Source organism: Streptomyces sp. R-74717, from assembly GCF_047305335.1.
GTDB lineage: Bacteria > Actinomycetota > Actinomycetes > Streptomycetales > Streptomycetaceae > Streptomyces > Streptomyces atratus.
In genome coordinates this window covers 6,402,791-6,419,406 of the sequence record NZ_CP102361.1, presented here as the reverse complement: position 1 = coordinate 6,419,406, position 16,616 = coordinate 6,402,791, and the positions used below count along the sequence as shown (strand labels likewise).

At 69.5% G+C, this 16,616-nt stretch carries 12 protein-coding genes; 7 read left to right on the top strand and 5 right to left on the bottom strand.

The window, feature by feature from the left end:
- Positions 1 to 4: 4 nt before the first annotated feature.
- The gene (locus NRF20_RS29440) at positions 5 to 3,760 is read right to left on the bottom strand and encodes an ABC transporter ATP-binding protein (protein WP_398628835.1); all 3,756 of its coding nucleotides are present in this window, start codon (positions 3,758 to 3,760) and stop codon (positions 5 to 7) included.
- 192 nt (positions 3,761 to 3,952) lie between these two features.
- Between NRF20_RS29440 and NRF20_RS29435 the strand changes: the two genes are divergently transcribed.
- Both NRF20_RS29435 and NRF20_RS29430 read left to right on the top strand, forming a co-directional pair.
- Positions 3,953 to 4,342, top strand: a complete 390-nt coding sequence (locus tag NRF20_RS29435) for a type II toxin-antitoxin system RelE/ParE family toxin (protein ID WP_398628836.1) — start codon at positions 3,953 to 3,955, stop codon at positions 4,340 to 4,342.
- Positions 4,342 to 4,740 carry a helix-turn-helix domain-containing protein gene (locus tag NRF20_RS29430; protein WP_398628837.1) on the top strand — a complete coding sequence of 133 codons (399 nt, stop codon included), beginning with the start codon at positions 4,342 to 4,344 and terminating at the stop codon, positions 4,738 to 4,740. The genes NRF20_RS29435 and NRF20_RS29430 overlap by 1 nt, the downstream gene beginning before the upstream one ends.
- Positions 4,741 to 4,839: 99 nt before the next feature.
- Here the strand turns inward: NRF20_RS29430 and NRF20_RS29425 are convergent, their stop codons facing one another.
- On the bottom strand, positions 4,840 to 5,805 hold the full coding sequence (locus tag NRF20_RS29425; protein WP_398628838.1) for a serine hydrolase: 966 nt from the start codon (positions 5,803 to 5,805) through the stop codon (positions 4,840 to 4,842).
- A 167-nt stretch (positions 5,806 to 5,972) separates the two neighbouring features.
- Here NRF20_RS29425 and NRF20_RS29420 point away from each other — a divergent pair, with 167 nt between their 5' ends.
- The gene (locus NRF20_RS29420) at positions 5,973 to 6,347 is read left to right on the top strand and encodes a hypothetical protein (protein WP_398628839.1); all 375 of its coding nucleotides are present in this window, start codon (positions 5,973 to 5,975) and stop codon (positions 6,345 to 6,347) included.
- 66 nt (positions 6,348 to 6,413) lie between these two features.
- Here the strand turns inward: NRF20_RS29420 and NRF20_RS29415 are convergent, their stop codons facing one another.
- The 3 genes from NRF20_RS29415 to NRF20_RS29405 all read right to left on the bottom strand — a co-directional run bounded on the left by NRF20_RS29415 (position 6,414) and on the right by NRF20_RS29405 (position 10,649).
- Positions 6,414 to 8,099 carry a thiamine pyrophosphate-binding protein gene (locus NRF20_RS29415; RefSeq protein WP_413753598.1) on the bottom strand — a complete coding sequence of 562 codons (1,686 nt, stop codon included), beginning with the start codon at positions 8,097 to 8,099 and terminating at the stop codon, positions 6,414 to 6,416.
- Complete coding sequence (speB, locus tag NRF20_RS29410; protein ID WP_266361380.1) at positions 8,096 to 9,064, bottom strand: agmatinase; 969 nt, start codon at positions 9,062 to 9,064, stop codon at positions 8,096 to 8,098. The genes NRF20_RS29415 and speB overlap by 4 nt, the downstream gene beginning before the upstream one ends.
- 118 nt (positions 9,065 to 9,182) lie before the next feature.
- Complete coding sequence (locus NRF20_RS29405) at positions 9,183 to 10,649, bottom strand: sodium:solute symporter (RefSeq protein WP_266361379.1); 1,467 nt, start codon at positions 10,647 to 10,649, stop codon at positions 9,183 to 9,185.
- Between the two features lie 106 nt (positions 10,650 to 10,755).
- Here NRF20_RS29405 and NRF20_RS29400 point away from each other — a divergent pair, with 106 nt between their 5' ends.
- The 4 genes from NRF20_RS29400 to NRF20_RS29385 all read left to right on the top strand — a co-directional run bounded on the left by NRF20_RS29400 (position 10,756) and on the right by NRF20_RS29385 (position 16,590).
- Positions 10,756 to 12,246 (top strand): PucR family transcriptional regulator ligand-binding domain-containing protein, encoded by a 1,491-nt coding sequence (locus tag NRF20_RS29400; RefSeq protein ID WP_413753597.1) that lies wholly within the window; start codon positions 10,756 to 10,758, stop codon positions 12,244 to 12,246.
- Positions 12,247 to 12,497: 251 nt separating this feature from the next.
- Positions 12,498 to 12,923, top strand: a complete 426-nt coding sequence (locus tag NRF20_RS29395) for a DUF6507 family protein (RefSeq protein WP_413753596.1) — start codon at positions 12,498 to 12,500, stop codon at positions 12,921 to 12,923.
- Positions 12,920 to 15,727 carry a hypothetical protein gene (locus NRF20_RS29390; RefSeq protein ID WP_413753595.1) on the top strand — a complete coding sequence of 936 codons (2,808 nt, stop codon included), beginning with the start codon at positions 12,920 to 12,922 and terminating at the stop codon, positions 15,725 to 15,727. Before NRF20_RS29395 ends, NRF20_RS29390 begins: the two co-directional genes overlap by 4 nt.
- Positions 15,724 to 16,590: an immunity 49 family protein gene (locus NRF20_RS29385; protein WP_398628845.1), complete on the top strand. Its 867-nt coding sequence runs from the start codon at positions 15,724 to 15,726 to the stop codon at positions 16,588 to 16,590. The genes NRF20_RS29390 and NRF20_RS29385 overlap by 4 nt, the downstream gene beginning before the upstream one ends.
- Positions 16,591 to 16,616 lie beyond the last annotated feature (26 nt).

Here is a 16,616-nt window from a genome sequence, read left to right as displayed (position 1 = left end):
GCTCTCACACCCCCGCGGGCTCGTCCTCCCCTATGAAGGTGCGCCACAGCACGGCGTAGTGCCCTTCCCGGGCGAGGAGTTCGTCGTGCGTACCGTCCTCGACGACCCGGCCGTGGTCCATCACCACGACCCGGTCGGCGCGGGCGGCGGTCGTCAGCCGGTGGGCGACGACGAGGGTGGTGCGGCGGCCGGTGAGCCGGTCCGTCGCCTGGTTGACCAGGGCTTCGCTGGCCAGGTCGAGGGAGGCGGTCGCCTCGTCGAGCAGCAGGACGTCCGGGTCGACGAGTTCGGCGCGGGCGAGTGCGATCAGCTGGCGCTGGCCGGCCGAGAGGTTACGGCCCCGCTCGGCGACCTCGTGCAGATAGCCGCCGTCCAGGGTGGCGATCATGTCGTGGGCGCCGACCGACCGCGCCGCCGCCTCCACCTCGGCGTCGGTGGCCTCGGGCCGCCCGTACGCGATGGCGTCGCGGACCGTACCGGCGAAGAGGTAGGCCTCCTGCGGTACGACTCCGAGCCGGTGCCGGTACGCGGTGAGGTCGAGGCGGCGCAGATCGGTGCCGTCCGCCGTGACCCGGCCGCCCGTCGGGTCGTAGAAGCGGGCGACGAGCTTGACGAGGGTGGACTTCCCGGCGCCCGTCTCGCCGACGAACGCGACCGTCTGACCGGCCGGGATCCGCAGGTCGACACCGATGAGGGCTTCCTCGGCGTCGTCGCCGGAGCCGTATGCGAAGGACACGTCCTCGAAGGCGATCTCGCCGCGCAGCGACAGCACGTCCAGCGGTTCGTCCGGGGCGTCGGTGGACGTCGGCTCCCGCAGGAGTTCCTGGATACGGCCGAGGGAGACGGTGGCCTGCTGGTAACCGTCGAAGACCTGGGAGAGCTGCTGCACCGGGGCGAAGAACAGGTCGATGTAGAGGAGGTACGCGACCAGCGCACCGGTGGTGAGCGTGCCGTTGTCGACCCGGCCCGCGCCCACGATCAGTACGGCCGCCGCGGCCACCGACGACAAGAGCTGCACGAACGGGAAGTAGACCGAGATCAGCCACTGACCGCGGACCCTGGCCTCGCGGTAGTGGTCGCTGCGCCCCGCGAACCGGTCCGCGCCGTCGCGCTCGCGGCGGAACGCCTGCACGATCCGCAGCCCGGAGACGGACTCCTGGAGGTCGGCGTTGACGACGCTGATGCGTTCCCGGGCCAGCTCGTACGCCTTGACGCTCTTTCGGCGGAAGAAGAACGTACCGATGACCAGCGCCGGCAGCGTCGCGAAGACGACGAGGGCCAGCTGTACGTCGAGTACCAGCAGCGCGACCATGATGCCGAAGAAGGTGACGACGGAGACGAAGGCCGTGACCAGGCCGGTCTGCAGGAACGTCGACAGCGCGTCCACGTCCGTCGTCATCCGGGTCATGATGCGGCCGGTCAGCTCGCGTTCGTAGTAGTCCAGGCCGAGCCGCTGGAGCTGCGCGAAGATCTTCAGCCGCAGCGAGTACAGCACCCGCTCGCCGGTGCGGCCCGTCATCCGGGTCTCGCCGATCTGGGCCGCCCACTGCACGAGCACGACCACCAGGGCCAGCGCGGACGCCGCCCAGACGGCACCGAGTGCGAGCTGCGAGACGCCCTGGTCGATGCCGTGCCGGATCAGTACGGGCAGCAGGAGTCCGGCGCCCGCGTCCACCGCCACCAGCGCCAGGCTCACCAGGAGCGGCATCCCGAAGCCGCGCAGCAGCCTGCGCAGCCCGTACGACTCCTCGGCGCGGACGGCCCGCGCCTCGTCGATGTCGGGTGTGTCGGTGGCGGGCGGCAGGGCCTCGACCTGGGCGAGCAGCTCGGGCGTCGCGGGCATGCCGGCCGCACCGGTGTCGCGCGGCTCCTCCTTGCGGATCCACAGGTGGGGACTGATGCCGCGCTCGGCGTCGAACTCGGCGTCCAGTTCTTCCTGGAGCGCCCGGTCGTCCTCGGGGGACGTGTCGGCGGCGGTGGTCAGCCGCTGGTGTCCGGGCGAGGTGCCGCCCAGCTCGTCCGGGTCGGTGAGCAGCCGCCGGTAGAGCGCGGAGCGGCGCTCCAGCTCCTCGTGCGTACCGATGTCGGCGAGCCTGCCGTGCTCCAGGACGGCGATCCGGTCGGCGAGGCCGAGGGTGGAGCGGCGGTGGGCGATCAGGAGGGTCGTCCGCCCTGCCATCACCTGCCGCAGCGCCTCGTGGATCTCGTGCTCGACGCGGGCGTCGACGGCGGAGGTGGCGTCGTCGAGGAGGAGCAGCCGGGGGTCGGTGAGGATGGCGCGGGCGAGCGCGACGCGCTGGCGCTGGCCGCCGGAGAGGGTGAGTCCGTGCTCGCCGACCTTGGTGTCGTAGCCCTTGGGCAGGTCCGCGATGAACCGGTCGGCCTGAGCGGCGCGGGCCGCTTCCTCGATCTGTTCCTGGGTGGCGTCCGGGAATCCGTAGGCGATGTTGGCGCGGACGGTGTCGGAGAACAGGAAGCTGTCCTCCGGTACGAGGCCGATGGCGGCGCGCAGGGACTGCTGGGTCAGTTCGCGGACGTCGTGGCCGCCGACCAGGACGGCGCCGTGCGTCACGTCGTAGAAGCGGGGCAGCAGCAGCGAGACGGTGGACTTCCCGCTGCCGGACGCGCCGACGACGGCGACGGTCTCACCGGGCTCGATGGTCAGCGAGAAGCCGTCGAGGACGGGGCGCTCATCGTCGTAGCCGAACCGTACGTCGTCGAACTCGACGCTCGCGGGGGCGTCGGCCGGGAGTTCCTTGCTGCCGTCCTTCATGGTCGGCTCGGTGTCGATCAGTTCCAGTACGCGCTCGACGCCTGCCCGGGCCTGCTGTCCGACGGTGAGGACCATGGCGAGCATCCGGACCGGGCCGACGAGCTGGGCGAGGTAGGTGGAGAACGCGACGAACGTGCCGAGGGTGATCTCGCCCCGGGTGGCGAGCCAGCCGCCGAGGGCCAGCATCGCGACCTGGCCCAGCGCGGGGACGGCCTGGAGAGCGGGGGTGTAACGGGAGTTCAGCCGGATCGTCCGCAGCCGTCCGGCGAAGAGCCTGCGCCCGACCTCGCGCAGCTTGCCGGTCTCCTGCTCCTCCTGCCCGAACCCCTTGACGACCCGGACCCCGGAGACGGCCCCGTCGACGACTCCGGCGACGGCGGCGGCCTGCCCCTGGGCGTACCAGGTGGCGGGGAAGAGACGGGAGCGGGAGCGGCGGGCGATGTACCAGAGGGCGGGGGCGACAGCGATCGCGACCAGGGTGAGCAGCGGCGAGAGCCACGCCATGATCACCAGGGAGATGATGAAGAGCAGCACGTTCCCGATGGTCATCGGGAGCATGAACAGGAGCCCCTGGATCAGCTGCAGGTCGCTGGTGGCGCGCCCGACGACCTGTCCGGTGGAAAGCTCGTCCTGACGCTTCCCGTCCAGGCGGGTGATCGTCCCGTACATCTCGGTACGCAGATCGTGCTGTACGTCGAGGGCGAGCCGGCCGCCATAGTAGCGGCGGATGTACGTGGATATGTACACCAGCACGGCGGCGACCACGAGGAGTCCGGTCCACACGGCCAGGGAACGCGTGTGCTCGCCGACGACGTCGTCGATGATCACCTTGGTGATCAGCGGGACGAGGGCCATCACCGCCATGCCGGCCAGTGACGAGCCGAGCGCCAGCAGCACATTGCGCCGGTAGCGCCACGCGTAGCCACTCAGCCGCCGAGCCCAGCCCGGGGCCTGCGCCGCGCCCTCTGCGTCCCCTGCGTCCGTCACCGGTGCCTCCCGTTCGACCTGGCCTACCGCAAGGCACCAACGCGGTGGGCAGCGGATTTCATCCCGCCGTTACAAAGACGGGTCTTGCGATGCAGGCCGGTCCGTCATCGGTCCTACGCGCGCTCACCCATATGGACGAATGCACAACAAACCCACCTCGTCATACACTGAGACATCTATACGTTCCAGCATATGGACAGTGGCTACACCATCGAGATCGAACCCGAGGTTCGGCTGTGGTTGATGAATCTGCGCGGCGACGACTATCTCGCGGTCGAGCACATCACCGACCTGCTGCGGGAACGGCCGACCACGCTCGGAGAGCCGTACTCCCGGCATCTCGGCGACGGTGTCCGGGAACTGAGATTCCACCTGGGCCGCAATCGGGACTCCACGAGGATTCCCTACTGGCTCGCACCCGGCCGGAGGACCGTTCTGCTCACCGTCTTCCGCAAGACCCGGCAGCGGGAGAGCACGGAGGTGGCACGAGCCAGGCGGACCAAAGCACTATGCGAGGCCGAGCACGAAGCGGCACACGATGTGTACACCCGCGATGTGGATGCGGAGAGGAAGGACCGGTAATGGTCAGCCACGCACACTGGAAGATCGCCCGCGACAAGAAGGTCGCCCAGGGAATCGCCGAAGATGCCGAGGTGGAGAAACGTCGCGAGGAGATCCGGCTCCGCTACGACCTCGGGCAGGCCGTGTACGACCGCCGGACCGAGGCCGGGCTCTCGCAGACCGAGCTGGCCAGGCGCGCCAGGATGACTCAGCCGCAGGTGTCGAAACTTGAACTGGGCGGCACGCTGCCGACCGTCGCACTGCTGGCCCGCCTGGCGCGGGCCATGGACTCGACGTTCAGCATGGAGCTCGACGGCGACACGATGCGGGTGGCGTTCACGGCCCATGGGGGTTCCGAGGTGGAGGCGGCGGATACGACGGCCGAGGCGGCTGCCGATGCGCAGGCGGTCGGCGGCTGACCGGGGCCGAGGCCGGTCGGTCGCCGCAGCCCACTGCGTCCTCGATCGCCGAACGGGCATGCCGCGTCCGGTGATCGAGGACAGCTTCGGCCCCGTCGGCTACGACCGCGGCGTCGCGGTGAGCATCCGTACCGCCGGTGCCTCCGGTACCGCGGGCACCGCTTCCTGTGGGGCGGCGGGCGGGGCGACCGTCGTCAACGCGCCGGCGGCCGGGTTGAGGTCCTTGTGCACGGCGCGGGCGACGGCCTGAATGGTGTTGATGCCGTCGTTCATCGTCTTGTTGTCCTGGGTGAGCACGGTGATCGCGTAGTCGTGCCCCTTGCCCGTGAAGGCGCCGATGCTGTGCACCCGCCAGCCGTGGGTGGCGCGCGGCAGCCAGCCGTTCTTGACCTGGACGGTCACGCCGGACGGCGCACCGGTCGGCGTACCCCAGCGCTGGGAGGAGACGACCTTGCGCATCAGGCCCAGCTCGTACGTCCGCGCGTTGTCGCTCAGCACGGAGTTCTTGGTGGTCAGCAGGGTCAGCAGCCGCTGCTCGTCCTGGGCGGTGATCTGGGTCAGCCCCCAGTAGCCACCGGAGCCGGGCACGGTGTGTGTCATCCCGGCGGCCTTCAGGAACGCCTTGACCTTGGTCACCCCGAGCTGCTTCCAGAGGCTGGTGGTCGCGTTGTTGTCGGACTTGGTGATCATGGCGGTGGTGAGGTTGATCTCGCGCTGGGTGAGATGGCGGTTGTGCTTCTTGTTGTCCCAGAGCAGCGTCGCCAGCACGGTCGCCTTCACGACGCTGGCGGAGTCGTACTTCGTGGTCGCCCGCAAGGAGCACGTCGTCTTGGTGGTCCGGTCGTAGAGCGCCACGGCCGTCGTCGACTTCCGCCCCTTGAGTGCGGCGGTGATGTCCTTGGACAGCTTGGCGGCCAGCCCCGCCTTACCGGATGTGCAGCTCACCGTCGGCGTCGCGGCGGCGGCGGGCGAGGCGCCGAGCGCCACGGGTGCGAGCACGCCTGCGGCGAGCGCGACGGACAGCGCGCCCCGCGCACGGCGGAATATACGAGGCTGTTCTTTCATGCGGTGTGTCCCCCTGAGTGGATCCGTACGGCGCGCCCCCGGCACACCTGTCAGTAACGACTCGCGACCGGCCAAAAAGTTGCGCGCCCCGATCTGTGCGGTTCCTCACCGGTTGCGCGCGGGTATCGATGACCCGGTGCAGTCCGGCACGGTGACGAGGAGGAATCATGACGAGCGGTCAGCCGGTCCGGCACGCCGAGGCGTACCGCTGCGGCCGGCTCTACGCGGCGATCGCGGCCCTGCAGAGGCTCGCACAGAACGAGCACCACAGATTGGGACGACCGGAGAACGTGGCGAAGGCCGCCGCGCGGCCGGAGCCCATTCTCAGAGACCCTCTGCGGGAGGTCGGCCACTACTTGGTACAGGCGCGGATACGCGGCCAGGGGGCGGCGGCCGACCCGGTCTTCCGGTCGATCCCCGACTTCCTGCCGCCGGCCAAGGACGTGCCCAGCAGACTCGAGGGCGACGAGCGGCTGGAGTTTCGCCGGGGTCTGGAGGATCAGGCGGCGCTCATCGCGAAGGAACACCCGCCGAAGAAATGAGCCCACCCGCGTGTCCGGGGCGACCGGATGCGCGGGTGGGCAGCGGGCTGGCGCCCTACGGATGCGTCACAGATGCGTCGGCTCGAACATCCTCAGCAGGGCCGGGAGCACGACCACCGAAGGGCCCGGCTCCGCGAGGGACTTCGCCAGGTCGTCGGCGAGCGTCTCGGGGGTCGTACGGACCGCCGGTACGCCGAAGGACTCGGCGAGGGCGACGAAGTCGGGGCGGGAGAGTTCTGTCGCCGTGGCCTCGCCGAACGCGCCCGTCATGTACTCGCGCAGGATGCCGTAGCCGCCGTCGTCGACGATCAGCCAGGTGACCGGGAGGTCGTACTGGCGGGCCGTGGCCAGTTCCGCGATCGAGTACATCGCGCCGCCATCGCCGGAGACCGCCAGGACCGGCTTCGTACGGTCGGCCGCCGCCGCGCCGAGCGCGGCCGGGAAGCCGTAGCCGAGACCGCCCGCGCCCTGGGCCGAGTGCATCGTGTTCGGGTGGCGGGCGTCGAAGGCGGACCACGCCCAGTAGGCGAGGATCGTCATGTCCCAGAAGCTCGGGGACGTGTCGGGCAGCGCCCGGCGGACCGAGGCGATGAGCCGCTGCTCCAGGGTGAGTTCCTGGCCGGCGATCCTGTCCCGTACCGCTTCGAGCACCGTACGGACACGGTGGGACGCCGACGGGTCCTCGCGGCGGTCGACCGCATCGAGGAGGTCGGCCAGGGCTTCACGGGCGTCGGCGTGGATGCCGAGTGCGGGGTGGTTGGACTCCAGCTTGCCGGCGTCGGCCTCGATCTGGATGACGCGACCGCGCGGGGCGAACGTGTGGTAGTTCGAGGAGAGTTCACCGAGTCCGGAGCCGATGACCAGCAGCACGTCGGCGGACTCCAGGAAGTCCGTCGTGTGGCGGTCCTCCAGCCAGGACTGGAGCGAGAGCGGGTGCTCCCACGGGAAGGCGCCCTTGCCACCGAAGGTGGTGACGACCGGGGCGTCGAGCTTCTCCGCGAGCGCGAGCAGCTTGCCGGACGCGTCGGAGCGTACGACTCCGCCGCCCGCGATGATCGCCGGACGCTCGGCGTTCGACAGCAGGTGCGCTGCCACGGCGGCCAGTTCGGGGCGGGGGTGCAGGACGGGCGGGGCGGCGTCCATCGCCGTGACGACGGGGAGCGTGGTCTCGGCGAGGAGTACGTCCTGCGGGATCTCGATCCAGACCGGGCCGTGCGGGGCGCTCAGCGCGGACTCCCAGGCGGCGGCGATCGCCGACGGGATCTGGGAGGCCGTACGGACGGTGTGGACCGACTTCACGATGTCGCGGAACGACGCCTTCTGGTCCCTCAGTTCGTGCAGGTAGCCATGGCGTCCGCCGCCCAGACCCGCGGTCGGGATCTGGCTGGAGATGGCCAGCACGGGAGCGGAGGCCGTCGCCGCCTCCTGGAGCGCGGCGAGGGAGGTGAGGGCCCCCGGCCCGGTGGAGAGCAGCAGAGGCGCCACTTCCCCGGTGATCCGGCCGTACGCGTCGGCGGCGAAGCCGGCGTTGTTCTCGACGCGCAGGCCGATGTACGTCAGGGCCGAGCGGCGCAGCGCGTCGAACATGCCCAGCGCGTGCTGGCCGGGCAGGCCGAAGACCGTGGTCGCGCCGAGGCCCTGGAGGGTCTCGACGACGAGGTCGCCGCCGTTGCGTCCGCCAGGGGGGGTCAGGGCGGCCGCGATCTGCTCAAGAGTGAGCTGCGGGCGCTCGTCGTGGTGGTCGTGGCTCACTTCGTACGGGCCTCTGCGATCTGGCGGGACATGATCGTCGTCAGTTCGTACGCCGTGTGGGAGGCCGCGACGGAGGTGATCTCGGCGTGGTCGTACGCGGGGGCGACCTCGACCAGGTCGGCGGAGACCAGGTTGCAGGAGGACAGCCCGCGGACGATCTCCAGGAGTTCGCGGGAGGTCAGACCGCCGGCCTCGGGGGTGCCGGTGCCGGGGGCGTGCGCCGGGTCCAGGACGTCGATGTCGATGGAGATGTAGAGCGGCCGGTCGCCGATGCGCTGGCGCAGCTGGTCGGCGACCTCGTCGACACCGCGGCGCATGACGTCGGCGGAGGTGACGATGCCGAAGCCCATCTTCGCGTCGTCGTCCAGGTCCTGCTTGCCGTAGAGCGGGCCGCGGGTGCCGACGTGGGAGAGGGCGGAGGTGTCGAGGATGCCCTCCTCGACGGCCCGGCGGAACGGGGTTCCGTGGGTGTACTCGGCACCGAAGTAGGTGTCCCAGGTGTCGAGGTGTGCGTCGAAGTGCAGCAGGGCGACCGGGCCGTGCTTCTTAGCGACGGAACGCAGCAGCGGCAGCGCGATGGTGTGGTCGCCGCCGAGCGTCATCAGGCGGGCGCCGGTGGAGAGGAGGTCGTCGGCGGCGGCCTCGATCGTCTCGACGGCCTCGTTGATGTTGAACGGGTTCGCGGCGATGTCACCGGCGTCGGCGACCTGTGCGAGGGCGAACGGCGAGGCGTCCTGCGCCGGGTTGTACGGGCGCAGCAGGCGCGACGCCTCACGGATCGCGTTGCCGCCGAAGCGGGCACCGGGGCGGTAGGAGACCCCCGTGTCGAAGGGCACGCCGACGACGGCGACATCGGCGGCGGGGACCTCGTCGAGGCGGGGCAGCCGGGCGAACGTCGCGGGTCCGGCGTACCGCGGGACGCGGGAGGAGTCGATCGGACCGCGCGGCGTTTCGTTGCTGCTCATGGGGGTGCCTTTCTTGTTGCGATGCGTGGTGACGCGTGGTGACGCGGGGTGCTGCACGCTTTGTGGGCGTTCGTACGATATTCGAAATCAAGCCCGTCCGGCGCGTGCGGACAACGCCTTACGCGGTGACCGGCTCCGGGGCGGTCTCCGTGGTCTCGCCGCCCCGCCCCGCCAGCCGCTCGCGCCAGGCGGCCAGCACAGCCGAGTCGGTCGGCTTGGTGGCCAGCGAGACGACCACGTACACCACCAGCGAGGACAGCAGGCCGTAGTAGACCGGTTCGTTGGCGAGGATTCCGTACGACGCCATCAGGCCGATCACCGCGAGGCCACCGACGGCCACCGAGGCCAGCGCACCTGCCGCCGTGCCCCGGCGCCACAGCAGACCGCCCAGGATCGGCACCAGCAGCCCGCCGACGAGCAGGTTGTACGCGACGGTCAGGGCCTCGACCACGTTGTTGAGCGCGATGGCGATGGCGATGACGGCGACACCCATGATGAGGATGAAGGCCCGGTTGCCCTTCACCTCGTCGTGCTCCTCGCCGCCGCCCCGCGACACCACGCCCCGCAGTCGGGACCAGATGTCGTTGTTGGCGACGGTGGCGCAGGCGATCAGCGCACCGGAGGACGTGGACATCACCGCGGCCAGTGCGGCGGCCAGGACCAGCCCTCGTACACCCACCGGCAGTTCGTCCTTGACGATGGTGGCGAACGCGGCGTCCGCGCTGGGCAGCTTCGGGTACAGGACCTTGGCGGCGGTGCCGATGACGGCGCCGGCGATCGCGTACACCAGACAGTACGTACCGGCGACCGTGCCGCCCCAGCGCGCCGTCCGGTCGCTCTTCGCGGTGAACACCCGCTGCCAGATGTCCTGGCCGATCAGCATGCCGAAGGTGTAGATCAGCACGTACGTGAAGATCGTCTCGCCGCCGATGCCCAGCGGGTCGAAGTACTCGGTGGGCAGCTTGGCCTTCATCTCGCTGAAGCCACCCGCCTTGATCACCGCGATGGGGAGCAGGAGCAGCAGCACACCGATGGTCTTGACGACGAACTGCACCATGTCGGTGAGCGTGATCGACCACATGCCGCCGAGCGTCGAGTACGCGACGACGATGGCGCCGCCGAGGATGATCGCGACGGTCCGGTTCATGTCGAACAGGACGTCGAAGATGGTGGCGTACGCGATGGTCGAGGTGACCGCGAGCATCAGCGTGTACGCCCACATGACGACACCGGAGATGAGCCCGGCCCGGCCGCCGTAGCGCAGGTCGAGCATCTCGGAGACGGTGTAGACCTTGAGCCGGGCGATGCGCGCCGAGAAGAAGACGGACAGGGCGAGCAGTCCGAGGCCGATGGTGAAGACCATCCAGGCGCCGGAGAGTCCGTACTGGTACCCGAGGCCGACGCCGCCGATGGTGGAGGCGCCGCCGAGGACGATGGCGGCCATCGTGCCGGAGTACATCCAGGGGCCGAGGCGGCGACCCGCCACCAGGAATTCGCTCTTGGACTTGGCGCGGCGCATGCCCCACCAGCCCATGGCGAGCATGCCGGCCAGATAGACGATGATCACCGCGTAGTCGACAGCCATGGGCTTCCTCCGTTTCAGTCATGTGCGCACGTCGTACGTGGTGAAGACGGTAGGTGGCCCGCAAGCAACGCTGAAGTGTACGTTTCATCCATAATTGAAGTCACCGATGGATGGACCGTCCATGCCTGAAGCCTCGGCCGGGCTCACCCCGCCCGCTCCCCCCTCTCCTCCCACTCCCCCGATCCCGCTCACCGAACTGCTGTCCCGCGAGGATCTCGGGCTGCACCGGATCGCGGGGCCGGCCGAGGCGGATCTGCTGTGGGTGCACACCTCGGAGATGGCCGACCCGTACCCGTATCTGCTCGGTGGTGAGCTGCTGCTGAGCGCCGGGGTGCTGCTCAAGGACCCGGACGCCTATGTGGCCCGGCTGGTGGAGGCGGGGGCGGCGGCGCTCGGTTTCGGGGTGGCGCCGGTGTTCGACACGGTGCCGCAGGCACTGATCGAGGCGTGCGACCGGCATGGTCTGCCGCTGGTGGAGGTGCCGCCCGAGACCCCGTTCACGGCGATCGCCCGGGCGGTGTGGCGACTGATGGCCGAGGCCCGGCACCGCGAGCTGCGCCGGGTGACCCGCGCCCAGCAGGCCCTGGCCACGGCGGCGGCCCGGCCCGACCCGATCCCCGCGGTGCTGCACCAGCTGGCGGCCCAGCTGGAGGGCCGGGCGGTGCTGCTCTCCGCGGAGGGCGAGGAGCTGCACGCGGCGGGCCGCTGCCCGGCAGCCGACATCGGGGCGGCGCTGGCCCGGCTCACCCGGGTGGTCTCCGCCGTGACGCGCCCCGCCCCGTCGTCCGCCACCGACACGGTGCGGGACGCGCACCTGTCCGCGTACGCACTGGGCGGCGGCCAGGGCCTCGTCCTGGCGCTGGCGACGGACCGGCGCGAGGCGGGCGACCACACGATCGCCGGGGTCGCGGTCGTCCTGCTCTCCCTGCTGGCCGCCCCGCATCAGGGCGCCGACGCGGCGGGCCGGTCGGCCGCGCTCGTACGGATGCTGCTGGGTACGGACCCGCAGGATGTCGCCCCGCTGCTCGGTGGCGCCGAGCAGTGGACGGTGGTGCACGCGCGCCGCAGCGGCGACGCCCCGGTCGACCCGCTGACCGCCGGCGCACTGGGCGCCGCTCTGGGCTCGGCCCTGGTCGACGCGGGCCGGGGCGGCGACGCCGTCAGGGTGCTGGTCCCCGGCGGCGACCGGATCACCCCGCAGCCCGGCTGGACGCTCGGCGCCTCCGCCCCCGCACCCATCACGGCCCTCGATCTCGCCGACGGCCAGGCGTCCCGCGCCCTGGGCCGAGCCGTGGCCACCCGCACCCCACTGGCCCACCACCACACCGACACCGGAGCGGGCCTGGCCGCCCTGATCCCCCCGGCCCAGGCCGAGGCCCACGCCCGCGCCCTCCTCGCCCCGCTCACCGAGCCCCTGACCGAGACCCTGCGCTGCTGGCTGAGTCTCCACGGCAGCTGGGACCGCACGGCAACGGCCCTCCAGGTCCACCGCAACACGGTCCGCCAACGCATCGCCCGCTGCGCGACGCTGCTGGACGCGGACCTGGACGACATGGACGTACGGACGGAACTGTGGTTCGCGCTGCGGCAGCGGTGAACAGCATTCATCAAGTGACTGCAAACGCCTGATGCGGCGTCCGGGATGCGCCCGCGCCGACACCCGATACCAGGTCATGAGCAAGCCGGGGTTGGCCGATTGCCGATTTGCTGATTGCACCAGTGATGCCCGGGTTGATAAAGATGACCAGGCGAACGGTTGTTCAACCACCGGAAGTCCGAGCGTGAGGCACCGGAACCGGCCGAGTGGTGACAACGAGACGGATCAGCACGCGTACAGGGGGCTCTCGCATGGTGGCGTGGGACATCAGACCGCAGGGGGTGCAGGGCCAGTTGAAGGTCACCGGCACACATGCCGGGGACCTGGAGAAGGCCCTGACCGCACTGATGGCGACCATGTCGGAGGCTGCGCAGGCGGCGGGTACGGCCGTGCCGGGCCCGCAGGCAGCCACGCCTCTGCAGGGCCCGGTGGCACCGGGGAAGGCGCCGTTGTCACGGAAGGCGATGGGGCCGGTGGCCGCGGCGCTGGGCGAGTACCTCGGAGAGCGCCAGAAGGACTTCACGGCGATGGCCGAGCGCATCGAGGCGGCCGTCCTGGGCGCGGTCGAAGCCACGAACGCGTACTGCGAGGGCGACTTGGAAGCCGCCGAGCACGCGCAGAACGCGGCGAAGGCCGTACGGCTGGATCTCCTCAAGGACGCCGGGGGACACAGGTGAGCGGCACCGCTCCGGTCGACCCGGTCGGGATACCGGTCTTCACCGGTGACCTGGCCCTGCTCGACACGAAGGTGACCGCGCTGTCGGGCAGCGGCGCGAAGATCGCGACGGCCGCCGGTGACGTCCACACCAGCTTCGGCGGACTGAGCGCCTTCTACAAGGCGCCCGAGGCGGAGCAACTGTTCGCCACGACCAAGCCGGTTGCGGACACCGGGCTCACTCTGAGCTCGGATCTGTGCGTCATCGCCGGTGCGCTGGGCACCTACTCGGACGACGCCTACCCGCTGGTCGAGAAGCTCAAGGAGCTCAAGCGGGAAGCCGTTGCCTTCCGCGTCAAGGTCGACGGCGACGACGAGTGGCGCGAAGACGGCGATCTGGTCGAGGAGAACAACCATCGCCGCAACGAGATAGCCGAGGTCTGGGCCGCCTTCCAGGAGGTGGAACGCGCCTGCCACGCCAAGATCGTCGCCCTGGTCGGAGGCAAGGCACTCAAGACGAACGACGGCTCCACCAAGGAGGGCATGTACGGCTACGACGCCGAAGCCCTCAAGCAGGCGAAAAGCCTGCCCTGGGGAGACGCAGTCGAGGAATCGACTCCCTGGTGGCAGGTGTGGGAGCACGCCTACGACTTCGGCAAGGGCTTCGTCGTCGACGGCGTCTGGGGCACCATCAAGGGACTGGGCACCCTGTTCGGCGTCGACGGCTGGGACGCCGCAAAACAGGCATGGACCGGCCTGGCCAAACTCGCCACCGGAGTAGCGATCGCCATCATCCCCGGTGTGAACGCCGCCTTCTGGGCACTCCCCGACGACAAACTCCCTTCCTGGATAAGGGACTCACGCACCGCGATGAAGGAAACCGGCAAAGCACTGGTGGCCTGGGACCAATGGGGCAACAACCCCTCCCGAGCCGCAGGCGCCGTCACCTTCAACGTCCTGACCACCGTCTTCACCGGCGGCACCGGCGGCGCGGTAGCGGGCGCGGGCAAGGCCGGCATGGCAGCCAAGGCACTGTCCTTCGCAGGCAAGACCGGCCGGATCGTCGACCCCATGACCTACGTCTTCAAAGGCGCGGGCGCGGGACTGATGAAGATCAGCGACGTGTTGGCCGGACTCAAGGGCATGGGCCGCGTCGAGTTCCCGCCACTCCCCGACAACATCATCACCCTGCCCGAGGGCGCGGTCAGACTCCCCGACGGCACGATCAACCTCCCCCAGGGCGCGACGATCCCGGACGGGGCAGTCACACTCCCCAACGGCACGGTCAAACTCCCGGACGGAGCTGTGGCACTGCCGGAGGGCACGGTCAAGTCACCCTTCGACGAGGGCGCGCCGTACATGGACCGCGACGGCAACCTCTACAACGAGGACGGCAGCATCGCCCAACACGCCAACCAGGCGGGGAAAAACCCTCGCGTGGAGACCCCGACCCCGGTGCGCGAACCGGCCCTGGTCAACGCGGGCGGGAACGCGGACGACGCCATCCGTGCAGGCGGCAGGCTCGGCAACGACCTGGGCGACCTCGGGCGGGTCGGGGAGGACATCCCAGGCGGCGGGCCCGCTGGAAAAGCGGGCAACCATCTGCCGGGCAGCGGAGCCGACCACACACCCGGCGGCGGCGTCGGCGGCAACATGCCCAGCAACCACCTGGATAACAGCGCCCCCAGCGGCAACTCGGGCCACAACGTGCCCGGCGGCAACTTGGGCGAGAACGTGCCCCTCAGCCGCACCGAGACGCCGGGCACAGGCCCCGCCACCGGCCACGACGTGCCCGACGGCTCCACAGCTGTCAACGGCCTGCCCGGCCACCCCGGGAACCCGGGCACCGGCGGCCTCGGCGATGCTGCCCACACCAGCGACGGAACGGTCCCGCCGCAACGACGACCCGTGCCGCGCCCCAGCTTCATGCGCGAAGGCCACAACCCCTACGGTGCTCGTGGTTCGCTCACGCTGGAGCAGATCGAGGAAATCCAGGTATACCGCGCGAATGAAGAGCCGGGTTACTTCGAGCACTACTATAAGAAGGACGGCACGCGCATACGACTGGAGAGGCACGACGTAAGCGGGTTCACTCCACCTCAGCTCACCCGGCTGTCGGAGAACGACCCGTGGATTCGCGCCAAGGACGCGCCTGCGCCCCCCGAGCCCCATTTCCTCGACGCGGAATACATCCGAGTGGGCGCGGATACACTCACAAGCCCCGCCAGGGGAAAGATCCTTAACGAGGCCGCAAAGAAACGCTTTTTCGCCATCCAGTGGGACAACCTGGTCGAGAAATGGAAGGCGGAGACAGGCAGGGTCCACGAAGCCCAGGGCACGCTCGAATCCGGCGGCCTCTGGGCAGAGGCAAGAGGGGCGTACAAGGAGTCCCACACCCAGATGGGAGACGCCGCAGAAGCGCTCGGCGAAAAAGCGGCCGAGTACCACTACGTCGCCGAGCATCATCCGGGCTTCACGAAGGAGACCCTCCTCGGCCCGAAGAGCGGCAATGACCAATTTGATCAGGTGTGGACGCACGAGGACGGCCGAGTTGTCGTCATCGAGGCCAAGAGCAGTCCGGGAACGGAACTCGGAAGGCGTACCCTGCGGGGCGGTAGGCAAGTGTCTCAGGGAAGCCAGGAATACTTCGTCGACATCATTCGAGTCATGAGAAAGCGAGGAGAATTCGAGGTCGTGGAAGCCCTGGAGAAGGCACTGACAGACGGTAAGTTGGAATACGTCCTCGTCAAGGGCGAGAAGAACGCAGGGACATACACTGGACTCCAGTACCGACGGTTCGACATCAGCAAGGGGAGTCTTCCGTGACCGTAGTTATTGCCCGACATGACATGCCGGGAGGACCCGATGCCGAGCGGTTCGCGGAGCGGCTGGATGAGCACCTGGCCAAGGGCATCGACCGTCTTGAAGAGTCGACAGAGGTGATCAACTCCACATTCGACGCTGCCGTCTTGGCGTTGCACGCTCACTGTGTCATCGATCCACGAGCGGCGAACGCAGAGACGTGGGAGGCGACGGTCAACGCGATGCAACTGGGCTCGGCATTTTTCGCCGTGACCGGTGCGAGCGAAGGGTCCGTCGAGTGCCGTATCAATCGGAAGTTGCGGACCGTTCCGGCAGCCGTGGGTCCGCGGTCGTCCGCCGACGCGGGGAACTGGTTGACGGCCTTCTGGCTGGCGGTCATCTGCCGTGAGCAGCAGCGCATGACCCAACTGTGTGAGATCCCGCTGGAGCGCCTGCGTTCTCCGGAAGGGCAGTACGACGAGTACATCTACCACTGGGTCGACACCCTGCAGACGTACTGGCTGCGACGGCCCGGGCTGGTGGAAAAACTCACCGCCGCGCTCCAGATGTCGGACCCCTCAGTGGCACGGATCGCGCCACTGGACATGCTCCAAGGCCAGCTCTATCCGCCGATCAACCTCTTCTATCACTTCGTCACCAAAGATGAGCAGGGTTTCAGCCCAGCCCTGGTGGAAGCGTTGAAGTTGCACCAGGTGTACTGGACGCTGAACGAAGAACGGGAGACCGACATCGACGGCAGCATCGCCCTCGGCCCACTGGCCATCGCTTGCCTCGCCTACGACGGCAAACTCCCCATCGACGTCGAGTCCGAATACCTGCCCAAACACCTCCTCCAGCACTCATGGCTGGGCGAATTCCCCACCTGAGACCGAACAGGGGCGTGCGGACGGTG

Coding starts and splice junctions, on each gene's coding strand:
- NRF20_RS29395 (WP_413753596.1), top strand. CDS start 12,498: ATGGTGGCGTGGGACATCAGACCGCAGGGGGTGCAGGGCCAGTTGAAG.
- NRF20_RS29400 (WP_413753597.1), top strand. CDS start 10,756: ATGGATGGACCGTCCATGCCTGAAGCCTCGGCCGGGCTCACCCCGCCC.
- NRF20_RS29430 (WP_398628837.1), top strand. CDS start 4,342: ATGGTCAGCCACGCACACTGGAAGATCGCCCGCGACAAGAAGGTCGCC.
- NRF20_RS29435 (WP_398628836.1), top strand. CDS start 3,953: ATGGACAGTGGCTACACCATCGAGATCGAACCCGAGGTTCGGCTGTGG.
- NRF20_RS29425 (WP_398628838.1), bottom strand. CDS start 5,805: ATGAAAGAACAGCCTCGTATATTCCGCCGTGCGCGGGGCGCGCTGTCC.
- NRF20_RS29405 (WP_266361379.1), bottom strand. CDS start 10,649: ATGGCTGTCGACTACGCGGTGATCATCGTCTATCTGGCCGGCATGCTC.
- NRF20_RS29420 (WP_398628839.1), top strand. CDS start 5,973: ATGACGAGCGGTCAGCCGGTCCGGCACGCCGAGGCGTACCGCTGCGGC.
- speB (WP_266361380.1), bottom strand. CDS start 9,064: ATGAGCAGCAACGAAACGCCGCGCGGTCCGATCGACTCCTCCCGCGTC.